This is a genomic window from Pseudoalteromonas rubra (assembly GCF_004212645.1).
Lineage (GTDB): Bacteria > Pseudomonadota > Gammaproteobacteria > Enterobacterales > Alteromonadaceae > Pseudoalteromonas > Pseudoalteromonas rubra_G.
Map to the genome: position 1 here is coordinate 238,299 of NZ_PPUZ01000031.1, position 16,833 is coordinate 255,131.

At 48.4% G+C, this 16,833-nt stretch carries 12 protein-coding genes; 5 read left to right on the top strand and 7 right to left on the bottom strand.

Annotated features, from left to right (window positions below; all coding sequences use genetic code 11):
• The first annotated feature begins 152 nt into the window (after positions 1 to 152).
• From C3B51_RS11750 to C3B51_RS11765, 4 genes are all read left to right on the top strand, one after another.
• Positions 153 to 533: a hypothetical protein gene (locus C3B51_RS11750; RefSeq protein ID WP_130245160.1), complete on the top strand. Its 381-nt coding sequence runs from the start codon at positions 153 to 155 to the stop codon at positions 531 to 533.
• Between the two features lie 142 nt (positions 534 to 675).
• On the top strand, positions 676 to 2,946 hold the full coding sequence (locus C3B51_RS11755) for a ferritin-like domain-containing protein (RefSeq protein ID WP_130245161.1): 2,271 nt from the start codon (positions 676 to 678) through the stop codon (positions 2,944 to 2,946).
• Positions 2,947 to 2,955: 9 nt separating this feature from the next.
• The gene (gene bufB / locus C3B51_RS11760) at positions 2,956 to 3,948 is read left to right on the top strand and encodes an MNIO family bufferin maturase (RefSeq protein WP_130245162.1); all 993 of its coding nucleotides are present in this window, start codon (positions 2,956 to 2,958) and stop codon (positions 3,946 to 3,948) included.
• Complete coding sequence (locus C3B51_RS11765) at positions 3,945 to 4,853, top strand: HvfC/BufC N-terminal domain-containing protein (protein WP_130245163.1); 909 nt, start codon at positions 3,945 to 3,947, stop codon at positions 4,851 to 4,853. The genes bufB and C3B51_RS11765 overlap by 4 nt, the downstream gene beginning before the upstream one ends.
• Here C3B51_RS11765 and C3B51_RS11770 read toward each other — a convergent pair.
• The 6 genes from C3B51_RS11770 to C3B51_RS11795 form a co-directional block, all read right to left on the bottom strand.
• Positions 4,844 to 6,421: a tetratricopeptide repeat protein gene (locus tag C3B51_RS11770; protein ID WP_130245164.1), complete on the bottom strand. Its 1,578-nt coding sequence runs from the start codon at positions 6,419 to 6,421 to the stop codon at positions 4,844 to 4,846. The two genes, C3B51_RS11765 and C3B51_RS11770, sit on opposite strands and share 10 nt — an antisense overlap.
• 221 nt (positions 6,422 to 6,642) lie before the next feature.
• Positions 6,643 to 7,620: a universal stress protein gene (locus C3B51_RS11775; protein WP_130245165.1), complete on the bottom strand. Its 978-nt coding sequence runs from the start codon at positions 7,618 to 7,620 to the stop codon at positions 6,643 to 6,645.
• Positions 7,607 to 9,331: a cation:proton antiporter gene (locus C3B51_RS11780; protein ID WP_130245166.1), complete on the bottom strand. Its 1,725-nt coding sequence runs from the start codon at positions 9,329 to 9,331 to the stop codon at positions 7,607 to 7,609. Before C3B51_RS11780 ends, C3B51_RS11775 begins: the two co-directional genes overlap by 14 nt.
• A gap of 220 nt (positions 9,332 to 9,551) precedes the next feature.
• Positions 9,552 to 10,313: a hypothetical protein gene (locus tag C3B51_RS11785; RefSeq protein ID WP_130245167.1), complete on the bottom strand. Its 762-nt coding sequence runs from the start codon at positions 10,311 to 10,313 to the stop codon at positions 9,552 to 9,554.
• Between the two features lie 226 nt (positions 10,314 to 10,539).
• Positions 10,540 to 10,989: an Hsp20 family protein gene (locus tag C3B51_RS11790; protein WP_130245168.1), complete on the bottom strand. Its 450-nt coding sequence runs from the start codon at positions 10,987 to 10,989 to the stop codon at positions 10,540 to 10,542.
• Between the two features lie 949 nt (positions 10,990 to 11,938).
• Positions 11,939 to 13,183: a hypothetical protein gene (locus C3B51_RS11795; RefSeq protein WP_130245169.1), complete on the bottom strand. Its 1,245-nt coding sequence runs from the start codon at positions 13,181 to 13,183 to the stop codon at positions 11,939 to 11,941.
• A gap of 194 nt (positions 13,184 to 13,377) precedes the next feature.
• On the opposite strand from C3B51_RS11795, the gene C3B51_RS11800 reads away from it, so the two are divergent.
• Positions 13,378 to 15,984: a KAP family P-loop NTPase fold protein gene (locus tag C3B51_RS11800; RefSeq protein WP_130245170.1), complete on the top strand. Its 2,607-nt coding sequence runs from the start codon at positions 13,378 to 13,380 to the stop codon at positions 15,982 to 15,984.
• Positions 15,985 to 16,051: 67 nt separating this feature from the next.
• Here the strand turns inward: C3B51_RS11800 and C3B51_RS11805 are convergent, their stop codons facing one another.
• A complete protein-coding gene (locus tag C3B51_RS11805) occupies positions 16,052 to 16,501 on the bottom strand; it encodes an Hsp20 family protein (protein ID WP_130245171.1) in 450 nt (149 codons plus the stop codon).
• Positions 16,502 to 16,833: the final 332 nt, after the last annotated feature.

Sequence of the window (16,833 nt, forward strand, 5' to 3'; positions counted from 1 at the left end):
GGGCAACAGAGTGTAAAGGGGCTTTACGCTCTGTTGCCCTGCTAAATGTCAGCAGATGTTAGTTTACGTCAGATTTATGTAGTACCCCGTTGTATTCTTTAAGCGCCCTGCATACTCTTATCTCAAAGTAATAGATACGGATAATAATGACTATGTCGCCAGGGAAATATACATTACTTGGGAGCAGCACCTTGCTGTTGTCGGGGTGTGTTTTTGTGCCGCACACCGAAGTCAGTTTTGATGAATACTGCGGTGTTTACAAAGAATCGACCAGTATCGAAATGGCTCCCCGCGCTGCCAGCAATCTGGTATTTCATGAACTCGAACTGGTTGGTGGCCTGGCACTGGCCTTGTCCAACGGGGTTGTAAAAGCCCAACAACATCAAGCCTACAAAGAAGCTTGTCTGGCAAATGGAATTGATATTGATGCTGAAGCAAAACTAAGTGCCGACAGGGCTAAATCTCAGGTCAAACAGTCACATTACTGCGCCAGCCAGGCGTCTGATCTCTGTGAGATTGAACGGCGCCGTTGATTATCTTTGTTCTTTTGCACACTCAGCTCACTGAGTAATAGGGTGTAATAGGAATTTCTTTTGTTGTGAACTACCTTTTATAAGCTCTGCTGCTGTGAAGCAAACCACAGGCAGCAGGTTACCGTCACGAAGGAGCAAGTTCATGAACGAACCAATTAACAAAGACGCATTAAAAGAGTTAAAAATACAAGAGATAGAAGCACGTAGCAGTGATTATAAGGCTGCCGATGTCTCGTGTGTGAAAGCCATCGCGCAGGCAGCTATCAACGTTGAGCTGTTTACCATTCCCCTGTATATGACAGGCCTTTATTCCATTTATGGGATGCACCAGATAGGCGACAATTCCGGGTTATACCCGGGGCGTTGGTGGCCAGGCTTAGCTGCGAAAGCAGGCACGGTGCCTGAGGGGCGATTCAATGAATATGGCGTTAAGGTTGAGCCGACACCGACGGATGTCTTAACCGTCAACGAGCAAGTGTTTAATGGTGTGTACAGCGTGTTTGTTGAAGAAATGCTGCACCTGCAACTGGCTTCTAATATGGCCAGCAAGCTTGGGTTTACACCCACATTTACCAGCCCGGCGCTGATCAATGAGCAATATGGCTGGCAGTGTTACAACAATCAGACCATGATCCCGCATATTCTGGACTTTAAAGACTGCGACAGTGATTTGGATAAGCTGAGCCGTGAAGTCAGAGACTACTTTAAAGCTCATTTTAATGGTGAAAGTTTGCAGGACCTCAGGGTGAATGCCACTGAGCTGAGTAAAGAGCAGGCACTGCTGTTTTTATTGATTGAAGAAACTGAAGAAGACGCGCAGAAGATCATTGCGCCCCAGTACCTCAAGCCCGGTGCTGATGGCCGTCCTAAGTACTTTGAGAATGCCCCGTTTGACTGGTGGCAACCCGACTACACTGAAACCGACCTGCCTCTATTTGGTTCAATCGGCCATATGTATCTGTGTTACTGGAACTATCTGGAAATTCAGTATGATGATGGCACGTATTTGCTCGATGAGCTGCTCTCCCCGGTCCAGCGCGATTACTTTAATGTGCGCCCCGGCGACAAAGACTATAAGGCGCAGTTCCCCAAAATCGATGGTTCGCTGAATCCAACCGAATTGCCAGAGAACCGTTACGATGATCTCAAGTTAAAGCTAATCAACAACATCAATGCCATTACCGATCAGGGCGAAGGCCAGGGCGTGGTTGAAACTATCTGCAAGCGGTGGGGCCATAAAACTTGGGCTAAGAAAGCTTGGGAGAGCTTATTGGCACAAAAGTCTGAAGATAAGCATACCGTTGAGGAGAAATATCAACCGAACGAGGACGCGCTTAAAGCGGATTATCCGGGAGACCCCGTCTCTGGTTCGGCGTGTGCACGGATCATGAACAAACGCAAAGATCACTTCCTGATCTTTAAGCAAACACTGGAGTTGATTGTTAAATACAGTGATCCCAGCAGTAAACATAAAGACAAAAATAAAGATAAAGAGAGATACTTAACCTGGAAAGACTGGCATGCCGAAGGTAATCGCTGGAGCAAGGACATGCTAAATCCAGGAGACTGTGATGAAGCAAAAGAGCAGCACCCGGATTTACCTGGCGTTGAGGAAATCGTTAGTGCACTAAACAACCTGAGCCGTACAGAAAAAAGCAAGACGGAAACCCACCAGCTGTTCAGTCAGTCGGCAGTCGGTACCATTAAAGGCCTGACAACGGCACTGGATCGCTACTGGTCGGGGCAAACCAATGAATTCCCCGGACCTGCAATGGGGGGCTCCGGCGACCGTGTTTCTATTTGCTGGGCTACGACCGGAATGGCGCCGGATCTGGTGACTGGCATTGCACCACAGGAAGACGGCGTCTTGTATCATGCCTGTCAGGGTATGAGTTATACCTCTGACAATGTTGGATTACCGCCAGCTCAGGTGTTCCATAGCTGCAAAGGCTCAAACGATTGTAAAGCCCAGGGGGGCTGTGGCTTTGTTCACAGCACCACACCGGGTGGCAGCTGCGGTGCCAGTGGTGCTAAGGGCATTAAGAGTGCCCCGGCCGACAACAAGTGTAATAACTTAGGTGGCTGTGCTGTGCCTATTTCGGCCTCGCAGTTATTCCCGTCATTACCTGCCGACGACAGCGATGGTTATAAAATGCAGCTGTTTAGTTTTTATGGCAAAGAAAATCACTTTAAACCTATCAGCTACATCACGCCTGATGGCGGCGACTCACAACTGGATTGCGCTTCACCGGTAGAAACCAAGCCGATGCCCTACCAAGAAGGCGACGCGGTGTACAAGATTGCCTGGCAGGCATATTGTAACGCCAATGGCCTGGCAGATCTGAGCACGGGTGAAATTCCAGAGCCTCCAAAAGCGGACGACATTCGTCTGGCACTGCCACCTTCAACATAAGGACGCGCCATGTCGGATAATTATAATGGGGAGGCGCGGCGCGATGCCGCAGCCTCTTTTTCTCATACTGGGAACCTGGGGTTTGGGGTTGGCTTGCGCAGCCAGCATTATCCCAAACTGATGAGCATTGACCACGATACGGTAAAAAAGCCGGTGGACTGGTTTGAGATCATCAGCGAAAACTATATAGACAATTTTGGCTATGGCCGCCACGTGCTGGAAACACTCAGAGCACACTACCCTATGGTAATGCATGGCGTATCAATGAACATTGGCAGCACCGATCCGCTTGATTTTACCTATCTGAACAAGCTCAAAGCACTGAGCGATTTTGTGCAGCCGGCGTGGGTGTCGGATCATCTGTGCTGGACAGGGGTTGCCGGAGTAAATAGCCACGACCTTTTGCCCATGCCGCTGACGGATGAAAGTCTGGCTCATGTTATCCGCCGGGTTAAGCAAGTGCAGGAAGTGCTGGAGCGCCCGATTGTGCTGGAAAACCCCTCTACCTATCTGGAGTATTGCCATTCCAGCCTGAGTGAACCGGCTTTCTTTACCGAGCTGGTGAATGCCACCGGCTGTGGTATTTTGCTCGACGTCAATAATGTGTTTGTCAGTGCTTTTAATCATGGTTTTGATCCTGAGGCGTATATTCGTGCTCTGCCCCACCAGCAGATTGTACAGATCCATCTGGCGGGCCCAAGCGATTGCGGCGACTGCCTGATTGATACCCATGACCAGCCTGTACCGCAGCAAGTCTGGGCGCTTTATGCATTGGCGCAACAGCTGACCGGCGGCGTGTCGACCTTACTGGAATGGGACGCCAATATTCCGCCATTTGACACCCTGGTGTCGGAACTGAATAAGGCAAAGCAGGTACTTAATGGCGAGATGCCCGCGCAGGCCGTGCACCAGAGCGATATGGCGACATTTTCAACGCCCGTGGTACGGGAAATGCATCAAAATACAGACCTGGCACACAGCTTAAAACCGGTAGCAAAATGACGTACTCAACCCCACAACTCAGCCAGTTGCAACACTGGTTGTCTCACGTTTTAATTTCTCGTGGTGACTTACCCGAAAAGTTGCTCACAGCAGGTCAGCGTGACGGCCTGACACTTGAACAGTGCGTTAAATCGACCCCACAGTTGCCAGCCGAGCGGCGGGTGGATATCTATGCCGCCGGTTACGTTATGCGACTGGTGGAATGCCTGAAAGGAGAATTTTCCCTGCTCTGCGCCTTTATGGGCGATGACGTTTTTGAGGTGTTTGCCAAGGCGTATATCGTGACCTTACCGTCGCGGTCATTCACTTTGCATACGCTGGGTAAGTCGTTTGTCAGTTTTCTGGCTAATACCCGGCCACAGGGGGAGTTCGACGACAAACAGCGCGCGATGTTCGATGTGCCCGTGGAGCTGGCCCGGTTCGAGCGTGCCAAAGCGGAGGTGCTGCTGGCCGAAGGATTGGAAAATTCGTCCCCAGCCGAATTGGTATTGAATGAATTTGAACTGCTGGGCGGCAGCGCGTCGCTCAATCTGGTGGTACCACCGTGCCTGCGTTTACTGGTCAGTGATTATGATCTGCTGCCCATGGTTGAGCAGTTAGAAAATGCCCAGCCGCACACCCTGCCTGACAGAGAAACTCGTTATATCGCCCTGACCCGGCAAAACTACCGGCTGATCACCCAGCCGCTCACCCACTGGCAGGCGGATTTACTCAGTCACTGTGGTCAGTCTATGTCGTTTGAACAGGCACTGGTACACAGCGCCCGTCGTCAGGGCATGGAACCTGCTCTGCTCAGAGCCCGGCTGGCCATGTGGCTACCGGCCGCCGTCGCTTGTGGTTTGCTGGTGGTCGAACGTGCCAAACGCCCGACTACAAACACCGAAGATGCCTCGCACTATTTATAAGCGCAGCGCGAGGGGTTAATATCCAGAGGCTTTCGATTTTTTAATTGTTCGGAAAACTTGCTTGCCAGTTGATGGCGCCAGTATGGTGCCATCATCTCTTTGTTCGGTGCTTTGGGGCCAAGCGTCACGTACTCAATCGGCGCCAGATGATCGTCTCTGTGCAGCTCCAGATACAAACGCGGTGCTGTGCCGTTGGCAAAGTCAGGAGCTGAGCTTTGGATCTCTTTTGCACCATAGTCCAGATGCGTAACTATTACCCTGTGCTCCCGCTCATCCTTATAATGGGCGTCTTTTAATAAATAGGGCAATGGGCCAAGCAGCCAGGCAAGCGTTTGTAATTTTTCAGGTGTAGGTTTCTTGCCAACAAATTTATCGACTTCTTTCTTAAGGTCTTTGAAGTAAGCTTGTAGCTTGGTGGCACCCTTTTCCAGTATCTTAAAATTATCTTTGAGATACACAACCCGGTAAAATGCAGCGCTCTCTTGGGGAGACTGGCCGGTATTGGTGAACGAGGGCATTCTCTGCTCTTGTTCTGTGTGGTCGCCCTGCTCTTTCATTAAGCGATAGTCAAAAAAGTCCTGTGTATTAAAGGTAATGGCGCATCCACAGGCATCGTCATTCAAATGGTTTTTACTGTAGAAGCGCCACATATTCAGGCTGTCGCTGTCCGGTAAAAAGCAGCCGATAAATACCGGGTTACCCTCCTCCGGCTCATAACCTAATTCCTGCCAAAGTAACTTTCCCTCATTGGGGTCATTTACCGCGTTAATATGCCCCAGTCTGAATGGGCTTTTTTCCAGTAAGATTGACTGGCCCACGTCGAATGAGGTGTAGTGGGTCATTGAGATATTTTTACTGATTTTCAAGTGAGCGAGTATACTTTCTCTTAAAGTGCTGATTGATTTTGATTTTTCAAAACGTCCCGCTCTATCCTTCAGCTCATAAGCTTCAAAGCTTAGTTTCGGATCTTTGAGAACCCGATCACAAAGTGTTTTGGTCCGAACGTAGCTTTGTTTTACGCCGTCACCGTCAAAATAACTGTAGGCCAAATTGAGTCGGGCCTGGTTATTTCCTTTCTTTGCGGCGAGGCGATAATATCTAATGGCCTCTTTGTAGCTTTGTTTCACTCCTCTGCCAAAATCGTACATGTAACCTAAGTTACACAGAGCTAGAGTGTTGCCCTGATTTGCGGCCAGGCGATACCACTTTACCGCTTCTGTATCGTTTTTCCTTATTCCGCTACCTTGTGCGTACATGAGGCCTAGCCCACATTGAGCGGCAGCATTTCCTTGTTCTGCTGCTTGTCGGTATAAGTTTACGGCTTCTATATCGCTTTGCTCGAAGTATTGCCCCATTCTGTACATATAGCCGAGGCTATAAAGTGCATGGACTTTACTCTGTTCTGCAGCTTTTCCAAACCAGTAAGCGGCTTGCTCATAATTTTGCTCGACTTCCTCGCCAAAATAATAGGCATCAGCCAACTCACTTTGTGCCTCGGCATCACCTCTTTCTGCCTTTTCAATCAGTGCTTGGATCTCTGGGGTTAGTTCGGGGTTATGTTCTGACATCAATATTCCTTTTAAACTGCTTAACCCCGCAAGATACTGATATGGGGCTTTATACCCTTATTAAACAGTATTTTATGATGGCTGACAATGGGATAGATTTTACCCAGTGAGTGCAGGATGTCTGGACGAGGGAAAAAGCCCTAAATCAGTATTGGTGTTAGCGAAGTGAAAAGTGATACAGAAAAACGGTCCACCGACTCGTCAGCCGGTGGACCTGTGGGTTATTTAATTGGCGTCTGGAAGCCTTTGGGCTTAATGGCCAGTACGGAGCACTGGGTTTGCTCCAGAATGGACTCGGCGGTGTTGCCTATGATCAAACCAGGAATGCCGACACGGCCTACGGTGCCCATCACGATTAAGTCAATCTGGTGTTTTTGTGCCAACAGGGGGATCTCTTTGCTGGCTTTACCTTTGACCTGATGCAGTTTGGGTTGCAGGTACTGAACGGCTGACTTGTCGAACAGTGCGTCCATTTTTGTCACCAGCCGGGCCAGCTTAGTGGCACAGTCCCTGCGTCCCTGCTCTACATAATCATCCACCTGTTCGTCCGACTGATGCGCAAAGGTGCCGTAGCGCAGCCAGTCTTCGGCGTAAGCATCCCAGGCACTGCCCACATGCAGCTCAGACAGCTCTGGCAGGCTTAACGATACGCTGTACTCCATCACGGCCTGATTGAGTTTGTCCTGCACCTGTTCATCATCCAGCTCTCTGAAGCTGTCGTTCACGTCGACCGTGGCCAGAATTTTACCAAAGGCATCGAGCTGTCCGGGTTTAAGCATTAGCACCGGACAGGGGCATTTACGCAGTAAGTGCATGTCTTCACTGCCCAGCATGCGATCCATCCAGTCTGCGTCTTCGGCGCATTTGACCACCAGGTCGTACTGATCATCCACCGCGCGCTTGATGATCTCAATAAAGCCGATCCCGGTGCACACTATGATGGCGGGATCCTGGTTTGAGTCCAGCGCTTTGATCTTAGCTTCAATAGCGGCCCGCTTGTTAGCGATCAGCTCTTTTAGCTGGCTGGCGTACTCTTCTTTGCTGGTAAAGAAGGCGCGCCAGTGTTTGGCCTCCTTTAATACCGAGATAAAGGTAACGTCGGCCTGGTTATCGCGCGCCAGCTTGAGGGTTTGCACCACGGCGGTGTCCATGGTTGTCTCCGGGTCTACCACACATAAAATTTTGTTAAATCTTTTCATTATTTACCTCTAAATGGGCGCTGGCTGGTGTTGCCGCCTTTACCCGCTCTACCGCCCGCTCGGCGGCATCATGAAATGGCATCAGTACCAGTGTAGCGCCTTTTTCTTCCAGCAGTGGCCGGTCGTGCTGGTGCTGGGTAGAAATGGCAATGCCGCCGCTATAATGTTGTTGTTTCAGGCCATCTATCAGTGCCAGGCGCGGATCTTCATGGGTTACGCCCAAATCATGTTGTGGCATGGCCGACACCACCCACTTTACGCTCTGCAGTGGCAGGTCGTTCACAAACGCCGGATCGCTGGCATCGCCATACATCACCAGATGGCCGTCGTTACGCCAGCGCCTGACTTCGTCGGGGTTAAAGTCTACCGCCAGCAACTTGAAGCCTTCTTTTTGCAGGTAGTGGGCCAGCGCCTTACCGTAGCGGCCAAGCCCAAACAGGATCACATCATAGGCTTGCTCCGATGATGGCTGGCTTTCGAGCGCTTCTTCTCTGAATGGTTTTTCGCGCTCAAACACGCTCAGCCAGCGCTCCAGCTTGTTATACAATCCGTGGGAGTAAGTGATCATATACACCGACATGGCAATGGTAATAAGCCCCACCAGCGTGACCAGCCCCAGTGAGTCGGCCGACACATGGCCAAGCGTGAGTCCCATGGCCATAAAGATGAGTGAAAATTCACTGATCTGCGCCACGGTTAACCCGGCCAGAAAGCCGGTGCGTTTGCGATAGCCCATCAGCCCCATGATCACCATCACAATGATAGGGTTACCAATGAGTACAAACAGCGACAATATCAGCGCCGGGAACACTTGAGAGCCAAGTAAGCTCAGGTCCAGTTGTGTCCCCAGGGCAATAAAGAAGAACAGCAGCAGAAAGTCGCGCAGCGAGGCAAGGCGCGCAACTATGGCTTCTCTGAACGGGGTAGATGCCAAAGATATTCCTGCCAGCAAACCGCCCAGTTCTTTACTAAAGCCCAGCTGGCTGCCAATTGCCGCCAGTAACGTCGCCCAGCCGATGGCAAAGGTGATCAATAACTCCTTAGAACGGGCGATACGGCTGACCAGTGGAGTGGCCATATAACGGATAAACACCAGCACGAACGTAAGCATGATCAACCCATACAGCATTACGCTGCCTATTTGCGCCAGCGCTGAGTGTGTGCCGCCCGATTGTGCGCCTATGCCCAGGGCTGAGAGCACCATCATTGCCAGCACCACCACTAAGTCCTGAACTATCAAAAAGCCCACCGCGATGCGTCCATGGAGGGAGTCTACTTCGCGTTTATCCGATAGCAGTTTGACAATAATAATGGTACTGGAAAAGGTCAGCGCAACGGCAACATACAAGGAGGTGACGGTATCCAGCCCCAGAATTTTACCGAGTAAAAAGCCAATGGCGGAGGTAAATGCAACCTGCCCCAGTCCGGTGGCCAGTGCCACCGGCCCGAGTGTGCGAATGAGTTTAAGGTCAAGCTTAAGGCCAACCAGGAACAGCAACACAGCAATGCCCAGCTCGGCCAGCAGTTCAATGTGCTCATGAGACTGAACTATGTTTAAAGCCGAAGGCCCGGCAACCACCCCCACGGCAATAAAGCTCACAATCATGGGCTGGCGAAGTAACACGCCAATAAAGCCCAGCGCGGCGGCCAACACCACCAGCGCAGTGAGCTCATAAAAAGCCGACAGATGGATAAAACTTAGGTCGAGCATTGCACCTCCTTCTTCACGTTCAATGGCTTACAGCTTTACCTTAGTGGTCGCCAGCATCACAACTCCCTACGCAATAATCAATCTAAGTTCTGTGGATCTTCGCCGACCATGTTCTACATCAAAATAGCAGCGAAAAGACGCCGTGGCATGCGTTTTATAGTATGAATTTACCGTATTTAGAAGCAGTTATACTCGAAGTGTTGTGTGCATTTAGCCATGCCTATTTTGCAAAAGTTGGCTGTGCTCTTGCCTGTAACTGGTCGGCTATATTAATCGTCCATTCCCACTTATTGAGGAAATAGCCTGTTTTCTCTCTTTGGAGCTCGCTGTTGCGGCTTTGTGCTACCATCTCTTTGAAATCGATGATCTCCGCAAAGTTGTCTTCGTTGACATCATATTTGCCCCAGTACTGACTTTTACCTTCACTACCTCGCTCAATTTCCAGCCCTTCCAAAAAGCTGGCTTTAAAGTCTCTGGCGGCACTGACTAGTTCGTCATTACTATTCAAAACGTCTTCGACAAGTTGCATATCAGCCTGGTTCAGATGGCCTGTTGCAACCAGTTTGCCCGAGTCATCAACCGAAAAACCCCAGCTTTTATGACGAAGTCGCGGGTTGTGGGCATACAAATATGCCGATATTTTGTCATATTCTTCTGTAATTTTATCGGCGGCAGCTGGGGTGTCGTGTAGATACAATTTGCTGGTGGAGTTTGCTACACGCTCAATGAGTGCCCTATGTTCCTCATATCTGGCGGGAAGGTCGAGCTTGCCGTCGGGCTTATAGGTGATCACGGTCAGTTTTCCGTTGTCAGACTTAGCACGCATTTGCTCTGCAGGATGTGTCGGCTCTGAATTGATAAATTGTTTGGCTGGGTCGACTTTGAATGCCTCTTTGTCGTTTGAGGCGACAGTTTTCACTTCATCGCTAACTTGGTTGTTTTTTGCATGCAGGTGTTGGCCCACACTTGGGTTAATCTTCATGTCATTATCCTTATTACACGTTATACAGTTAACCTTATCGGTGACAGGAAAAATAAGTTTAACTAAGCCTTAAAAAGGCCCATTTTTTAGATAGGAGAGTATGAATGGGATGAGGCTTGTAAAAGACAAAATAAAGTGATGAGCTAGCTGAAGGCAAAAAAGCCGCCCTTTCGGGCGGCGGGTGGGAATTCAACAATGTAATACAAGGAAAAAGGGAGTAAGTGTTTTATTTGCTCTCTAGCAATTTACCGGTGCCAATCTCAATCTTTCTTGGCTTTAACGCTTCCGGTACTTCGCGTTCCAGGTCAATCAATAACAGGCCGTTCTCAAGCTCTGCGCCAATCACTTTTACGTGGTCGCCCAGCTGGAATTTACGCTCAAAGTTGCGCTCGGCAATGCCCTGGTGAATAAACTTACGGTCGGTTTTGTCTTCTTTGTCCAGCTTCTCGCCTTTTACGGTCAGCGTGTTATTTTCCGACTCAAGCGTTAGCTCCTGCTCCGTAAAGCCGGCCACCGCCATGGTAATTTGGTACTTGTCTTCAGCTAAAGCTTCGATGTTATAAGGCGGGTAGCTGGGCTGCTTTTCGCTGCTACGCTGCGCCGCATCCATCATAGATGCAAGGTGGTCAAAGCCAATGAATGAACGGTAAAGGGGTGATAAATCTACTGTACGCATAATCATATCCTCATAAAGCGATAATTAAGCCATTTACTCTTTGCAATAAACCAGTAAATAGCGGGTTTTTAACTCTAACATTACTTAAATAAAGACTTTTAAAACAAAGTCTTAGTTTGGTTTTGGACCCTTCCGGCGTCCTCACAAATCTATCTATGGCCGGGGCCAATGCTTTTCAAGGAAGTTTTTTGAAAAAAGTTTGGGATTTCTTTTATTTTATTGATTTTAAATGGTTTTTATTTTTAATTTTGGACTGGCAAGTAACACCTGAGTTGTGACCATTTGTGTGAGAGATATACACACCACCGTCAACCCGGTCAGCGAGCCGGGTCTGCTTAAAAGCAACGCGAATGCTTAAAGCCGGTGCAGGCGTAAAGTACGTCCCTGTAGTTGAGTCCATCGCGCATCTCGACAATATGCTCCTGCATTGTTCTACTTCCCTACGTCCATGTAGGTCCATGCGCTCACCTCCTCATGCGGGGGCGCCGAGCCTGCGACGATACTTAATCGTCGGTCTTTCGTCGTCCATCCAGGGCTCGCGCCAAGCCACGCTGCGGTGATAATTAATCACCGGTCGTGTTGAGTGCGGAGTAAAGTACGTCCCTGTAGTGGAGGTCCGGCTCGCCCGTCCAGGGCTCGCGTCCACTGACAAAAGGCGATACTTAATCGCTCAAGTTATGAGTAAAGTACGTCCTTGTAGTGGAGGTCCGGCTCGCCCGTCCAGGGCTCGCGCCAAGCCACGCTGCGGTGATTATTAATCACCGGTCGTGTTGAGTGCGGAGTAAAGTACGTCCCTGTAGTGTAGGTCCGGCTCGCCCGTCCGGGGCTCGCGTCCACTGACAAAAGGCGATACTTAATCGCTCAAGTTATGAGTAAAGTACGTCCTTGTAGTGGAGGTCCGGCTCGCCCGTCCAGGGCTCGCGCCAAGCCACGCTGCGGTGATAATTAATCACCGGTCGTGGCTTGGCCCCCAAACATTTGTGCGGGATTTTAGGCCTGCGCCTGTGCTGGCGTCCGGGGTGATGAACAGCTGGCTTGGGCGGGCTGTTGGGTCTTGCCAGTTGTGATAGAGCGGGATCAGGCGCTCTTTGATCATATTTTCCAGCGAATGATTCACAAACAGGTTGTTACCCGGGAAAGCCGGGAATTCGACTTCGTTTTCATCGTGGCGCAGCGCGGAGGACGAAATAGGATCATAGTCGGTGCGGAAGTTGATCACATTACGCAGCCGCATGGTGTTGGCAAAATAGCGGGCATAGGCATCGATGATCTTTGTGCCGGGTGAGGCAAAAACCCGGGTTTGAATGCCAGTGCGCACGCCTGAGTCGACCGCCGTATAACCACCCAGGCTGTGGCCAGTTAAAACTACATTGTGGCAGGTTGACGCTTCGGGTACCTGATAACCGGGTGCAACAGATGCCTGATTGGCTGGATACTGCTCCAAAATGCGCTGGCAAAACTCAAAGGCGGTGCGCTGCCAGGCGATGTCGGTTTCGGCCAGGTTGGCAAAAAACAGTTTAAAGTCTTCGTACAGGTCGCCGGTGTTAAACGGGTTGGTGCCCTTGTAGGCAATGATCACTTCTTCTTCCAGGCCTTCAGAGGCAATGGCGGGCACTTTAACGGCAAAGGCATAGACGCCGTCTACATTCAGTAGTGTATCTATAATGTCTAGTTTACCGTTGGTGAGCATTAACTTCTGGTAAAGCGGATCATCATTGTAGGCAAAGGTGCCACCGGGTTCCAGACTGTACGCATAGGCTGAGGCAAACGCATAGCGCAGTACCTTGTTGTAGGCTATCACATCCAGACTGGTGCTGATCTCTTTGGCCTGCGCTGGGGTCAGTATGGGGTATTCCCATCCGACACTGCGGTCGGAGGCAAAAAAGCTGATGTTATTGCTGTACTGCGGGCCAAATTGCTGCGCCAGCGTTACCCGGCTCAGCTCTTCAAGGGTGGCCAGTGCCTGGGCATCGCTAACCTCAACGCCGTTAATTTTTTCTACCACAAAATAGTTGCCATAAATGGCGGTAAGCGCGTTATCGTGCCAGTGTCCCTGCAACTTGGCATAGTCATCGCCTGCCAGCATCCAGTGTTTCTTTATCAGTTGAGAGCGTGGTACAAAGCCCGTATGTATGCCATAGCTTTGCACAAAGGTGGTGTCTTGTTTGGTGGTTTGTGGGGTTGAGTCCAGCATAATTATCCTCCCGGATTATGGTTTCCGAGAGCAAGTATGGAACACAATCCACGGTTCGCCAGTTACACGGACTTACAGGTAACAGGGAGTGGGTTCTCATTCAAATTTGTTTAAAGGTCCATACTTTGTCACAGAATGAATGCTGTGCTAGACCTACGAGGTAGGTTCTTAACTTTCAGTAAGGGAATAATGCTATGGAGACAGCTGTAGACTTGGAGCGCAGGCAAGCTCATTCTAAGACTGATAATAGGTTGCTTGAGGCATTGCAAAATGCTTATCAACTCGATGAGATATTACCAGCTTTAATTGCTGCTCGTTGTGCTCTACGCGTATTTCCTTTGCTAGGCTCCCGTTTTAATGACTGGCCATGGAGAACACTCAGTAAACAGGCATCAAGCTCGCAGGATCCGAATCTAAACAGCTTGTTTTCGCTAGCTTTATTTCATGTGTGTCAAAGTATTCTGCGATACAGTGTTTTGTCGCCAGTGAGTCGCTCACTATCGGAACTTAAATCTGCTTCAGAATACATTATTGAACCGGAGTATTTCTTTGCAGATAAGGGAGACAGAATGACTCAAATGGCGGCCGAAGTGGCCAAAGCAATAAAACTGCTATCTGAGTTAAGTACTTTGCATAAGGACACTGAGGTAATTGAATTATCGAGAGCTAGTATTGAAAGAGCTCATGAAGCTACCTCTTTTTATGGCGAACGTTTGACTGAATATATGCATCAATCGTTAGAAAAGGACTTTGAGCATATATCGCGCCCAGATACTTTGGCAACCTTGCCATTATGGCATGATGACATTCCTCCTCCGGTGCAATATATTTTGGGCGGTTCTGTAAAACATGTAAAAGGTAAATTGCCTGGCGCTGGGAAGCGCACAAAAGATAGTATTTCAGATATTTTTAGCGATTTATATAGTCAGTATGAGGCTTGCCTAAAAGGGTTTACATTGCCGTATCAAACTGTGAGTGCAGTTTCTCCTGAACTGGCAAATTTGAACGAAGACTATTTGCAAAGAGCGCATTTGGTAGATGGACTCGGCAGTCTATTACAGGATAAAAGCAATAAAGAACATTTAACGATAGGGCTACTGGGACACTGGGGGGCAGGTAAGTCGCGAGTCATAGCTTTGCTAAAAGATAAGCTATCCCGACAGGACCGGAATCGCGAGTTTTTATTTGGGGAGTTTAATGCATGGGCGTACGAACACGTTGAAAATCCCCAAGCTGCTATGGCACATGAAGTGATAAAGGCGTTGACCCAATGCCAGAGGCTGAGGCCTACAAATGACTCGCAAAGTTGCTTTGAAAGATTCAAGCTTTCCGTCAGCAATGCACTATTCTCACTTGGATGGGCTTGTCTTATTAGAGTACGTTTAACATTAGGGTTTGTATGTCAGAAGTTCCCAGGTAGGCTTACTTTTCTATTGTTACTGATTGCCATTCCGATATTTTTTAACTGTTATCTTCAGCTAATAGAAGGAAAAACATGGGGAAGCTGGGTCTCTACGCATGAAAATGATATGTCGTTGCAGTTTATTACAGGTGCGTACTTTTTATTTTTGGTCTGGCGAGTCTGGAAAGATTTGAAAAAGTTCCTGGCTCAACCATATACAAAGGAGTTATTGACTTATCTTAAATTACCTGATTACGCGAAAGAGATAGGCCAAGTAGCAGAGATGCGTGAAGATATTGGTATATTGGCGGGAATTCGTCTAGGTTACCATGGTGAAAATAACCCTCAGTGGCTAGGTAAGGTATTACCAAAGCGTCGTTTTTTGTTTGTTGTGGATGATTTAGATCGATGTGGCCCTGAAGGCATAGTGAAAACATTTGAGGCTATTCGTTTAGTGTTGGATTTACCCCAAGTATATGTGGTGGTGGCTGTGGACCAACGAATCGCAATGGCCGCTTTGGCATTGCACTATGAGAAATTGCAGCCACACCATACTTTGAAAAGTGCAAAGGCCATAGCAAGAGATTACTTAGCCAAAATGATACAGTTACCAATTATGGTTAATGATGCAGATAAAAGTGCATTACAGGGATATGTGAACCATTTATGGCAGGAGGAGCAGCAAGATTGGAGCAAGTACCTACCAACATTGGCTGACAGTGAGAGGAATACACCAAATATCATTGCTGATGACAGTGTCAAATCGTCAGTTGAACTTACAAACTCTGGGGGAAATAGTGCCGGTCAAGGATCCGATGATCGTTTTGTCGAAGATGGATTGGCCAGAATTAAACGCTTCGTTAAACAACCTTTTTTTCATCAGCAGAAAGATAAATTAGGTCTGTCAGGCCAACAAAAGGCTGCTTTCTATTATTGGGCATGTGAGTTTGGCATCAATAATGCCAGGCAGGTAAAGCGTTTATATAATAGCTACAATCTAATTGGTCTCGTTAGTAAAGAAAAACCTGATTGGGTAGTTGATACGGAGTCTGATGTTGACACGGATACGAAGCCGAGCAAACCTACGAATTTGCAGTTTGTTTACCTTGTTACACTGATGGCATTGGAATTTATCAATAGCTCTGAGGACAACTTGATTCGCTGTGCATACAGTAAATTATTTCTGGAAGGGGTCAGTAGTGATGTGCTTAAGCAAGCTAACAGACATCATGTTGAACTATTGCAACAGGTGAGAATGATTCTAGATGAAGCAACAAAAGGCAGTGAAAACAGGGTACACGAATTTAATGAATTACTGCAGTTTGTTGAGCGCTTTGTGTTACCTGCAATTGATGGCTTTGAGTTAGATGATGAAAAAAACTCGGCCGAGCCTCCGTAACAAAAAAGCCGCCCTTTCGGGCGGCGGGTGGGAATTCAACAATGTAATACAAGGAAAAGGGAGTGTGTTATTTGTTCTCTAACAACTTACCGGTGCCAATCTCAATCTTTCTTGGCTTTAACGCTTCCGGTACTTCGCGTTCCAGGTCAATCAATAACAGGCCGTTCTCAAGCTCTGCGCCTATCACTTTTACGTGGTCGCCCAGCTGGAATTTACGCTCAAAGTTGCGCTCGGCAATGCCCTGGTGAATAAACTTACGGTCGGTTTTGTCTTCTTTATTTTGCTTCTCGCCTTTAACGGTCAGCGTGTTGTTTTCCGACTCAAGCGTTAGCTCCTGCTCCGTAAAGCCGGCCACCGCCATGGTAATTTGGTATTTGTCTTCAGCTAAGGCTTCGATGTTGTAAGGCGGATAGCTTGGTTGCTTCTCGCTGCTACGCTGCGCCGCATCCATCATAGATGCAAGGTGGTCAAAGCCGATGAATGAACGATAAAGGGGTGATAAATCTACTGTACGCATAATCATATCCTCATAAAGCGATAATTAAGCTATTTACTCTTTGCAATAAACCAGTAAACAGCGGGTTTTTAACTCTAATATTACTTAAATAAAGGCTTTTAAAACAAAGCCTTAGTTTGGTTTTGGACCCTGTCGGCGTCCTCACAAATCTATCTATGGCCGGGGCCAATGCTTTTCAAGCAAGTTTTTTGAAAAAAGTTTGAGGTTTCTTGTATATCTATGATTTTTAGTTATTTTTGTTTTTTCTATTTGCTTTGGATCTTTGCTCCGGTCAGCCACCGTTTTGCTGTCGGTGGTTCCCGGCTCAAGGCCTATCTCTTAGTCACATTTTT

What these genes read in the sequence shown, in the direction of transcription:
- C3B51_RS11750 (WP_130245160.1), top strand. Translation starts at nt 153, where the DNA reads ATGTCGCCAGGGAAATATACATTACTTGGGAGCAGCACCTTGCTGTTG.
- C3B51_RS11755 (WP_130245161.1), top strand. Translation starts at nt 676, where the DNA reads ATGAACGAACCAATTAACAAAGACGCATTAAAAGAGTTAAAAATACAA.
- bufB (WP_130245162.1), top strand. Translation starts at nt 2,956, where the DNA reads ATGTCGGATAATTATAATGGGGAGGCGCGGCGCGATGCCGCAGCCTCT.
- C3B51_RS11765 (WP_130245163.1), top strand. Translation starts at nt 3,945, where the DNA reads ATGACGTACTCAACCCCACAACTCAGCCAGTTGCAACACTGGTTGTCT.
- C3B51_RS11770 (WP_130245164.1), bottom strand. Translation starts at nt 6,421, where the DNA reads ATGTCAGAACATAACCCCGAACTAACCCCAGAGATCCAAGCACTGATT.
- C3B51_RS11775 (WP_130245165.1), bottom strand. Translation starts at nt 7,620, where the DNA reads ATGAAAAGATTTAACAAAATTTTATGTGTGGTAGACCCGGAGACAACC.
- C3B51_RS11780 (WP_130245166.1), bottom strand. Translation starts at nt 9,331, where the DNA reads ATGCTCGACCTAAGTTTTATCCATCTGTCGGCTTTTTATGAGCTCACT.
- C3B51_RS11785 (WP_130245167.1), bottom strand. Translation starts at nt 10,313, where the DNA reads ATGAAGATTAACCCAAGTGTGGGCCAACACCTGCATGCAAAAAACAAC.
- C3B51_RS11790 (WP_130245168.1), bottom strand. Translation starts at nt 10,989, where the DNA reads ATGCGTACAGTAGATTTATCACCCCTTTACCGTTCATTCATTGGCTTT.
- C3B51_RS11795 (WP_130245169.1), bottom strand. Translation starts at nt 13,183, where the DNA reads ATGCTGGACTCAACCCCACAAACCACCAAACAAGACACCACCTTTGTG.
- C3B51_RS11800 (WP_130245170.1), top strand. Translation starts at nt 13,378, where the DNA reads ATGGAGACAGCTGTAGACTTGGAGCGCAGGCAAGCTCATTCTAAGACT.
- C3B51_RS11805 (WP_130245171.1), bottom strand. Translation starts at nt 16,501, where the DNA reads ATGCGTACAGTAGATTTATCACCCCTTTATCGTTCATTCATCGGCTTT.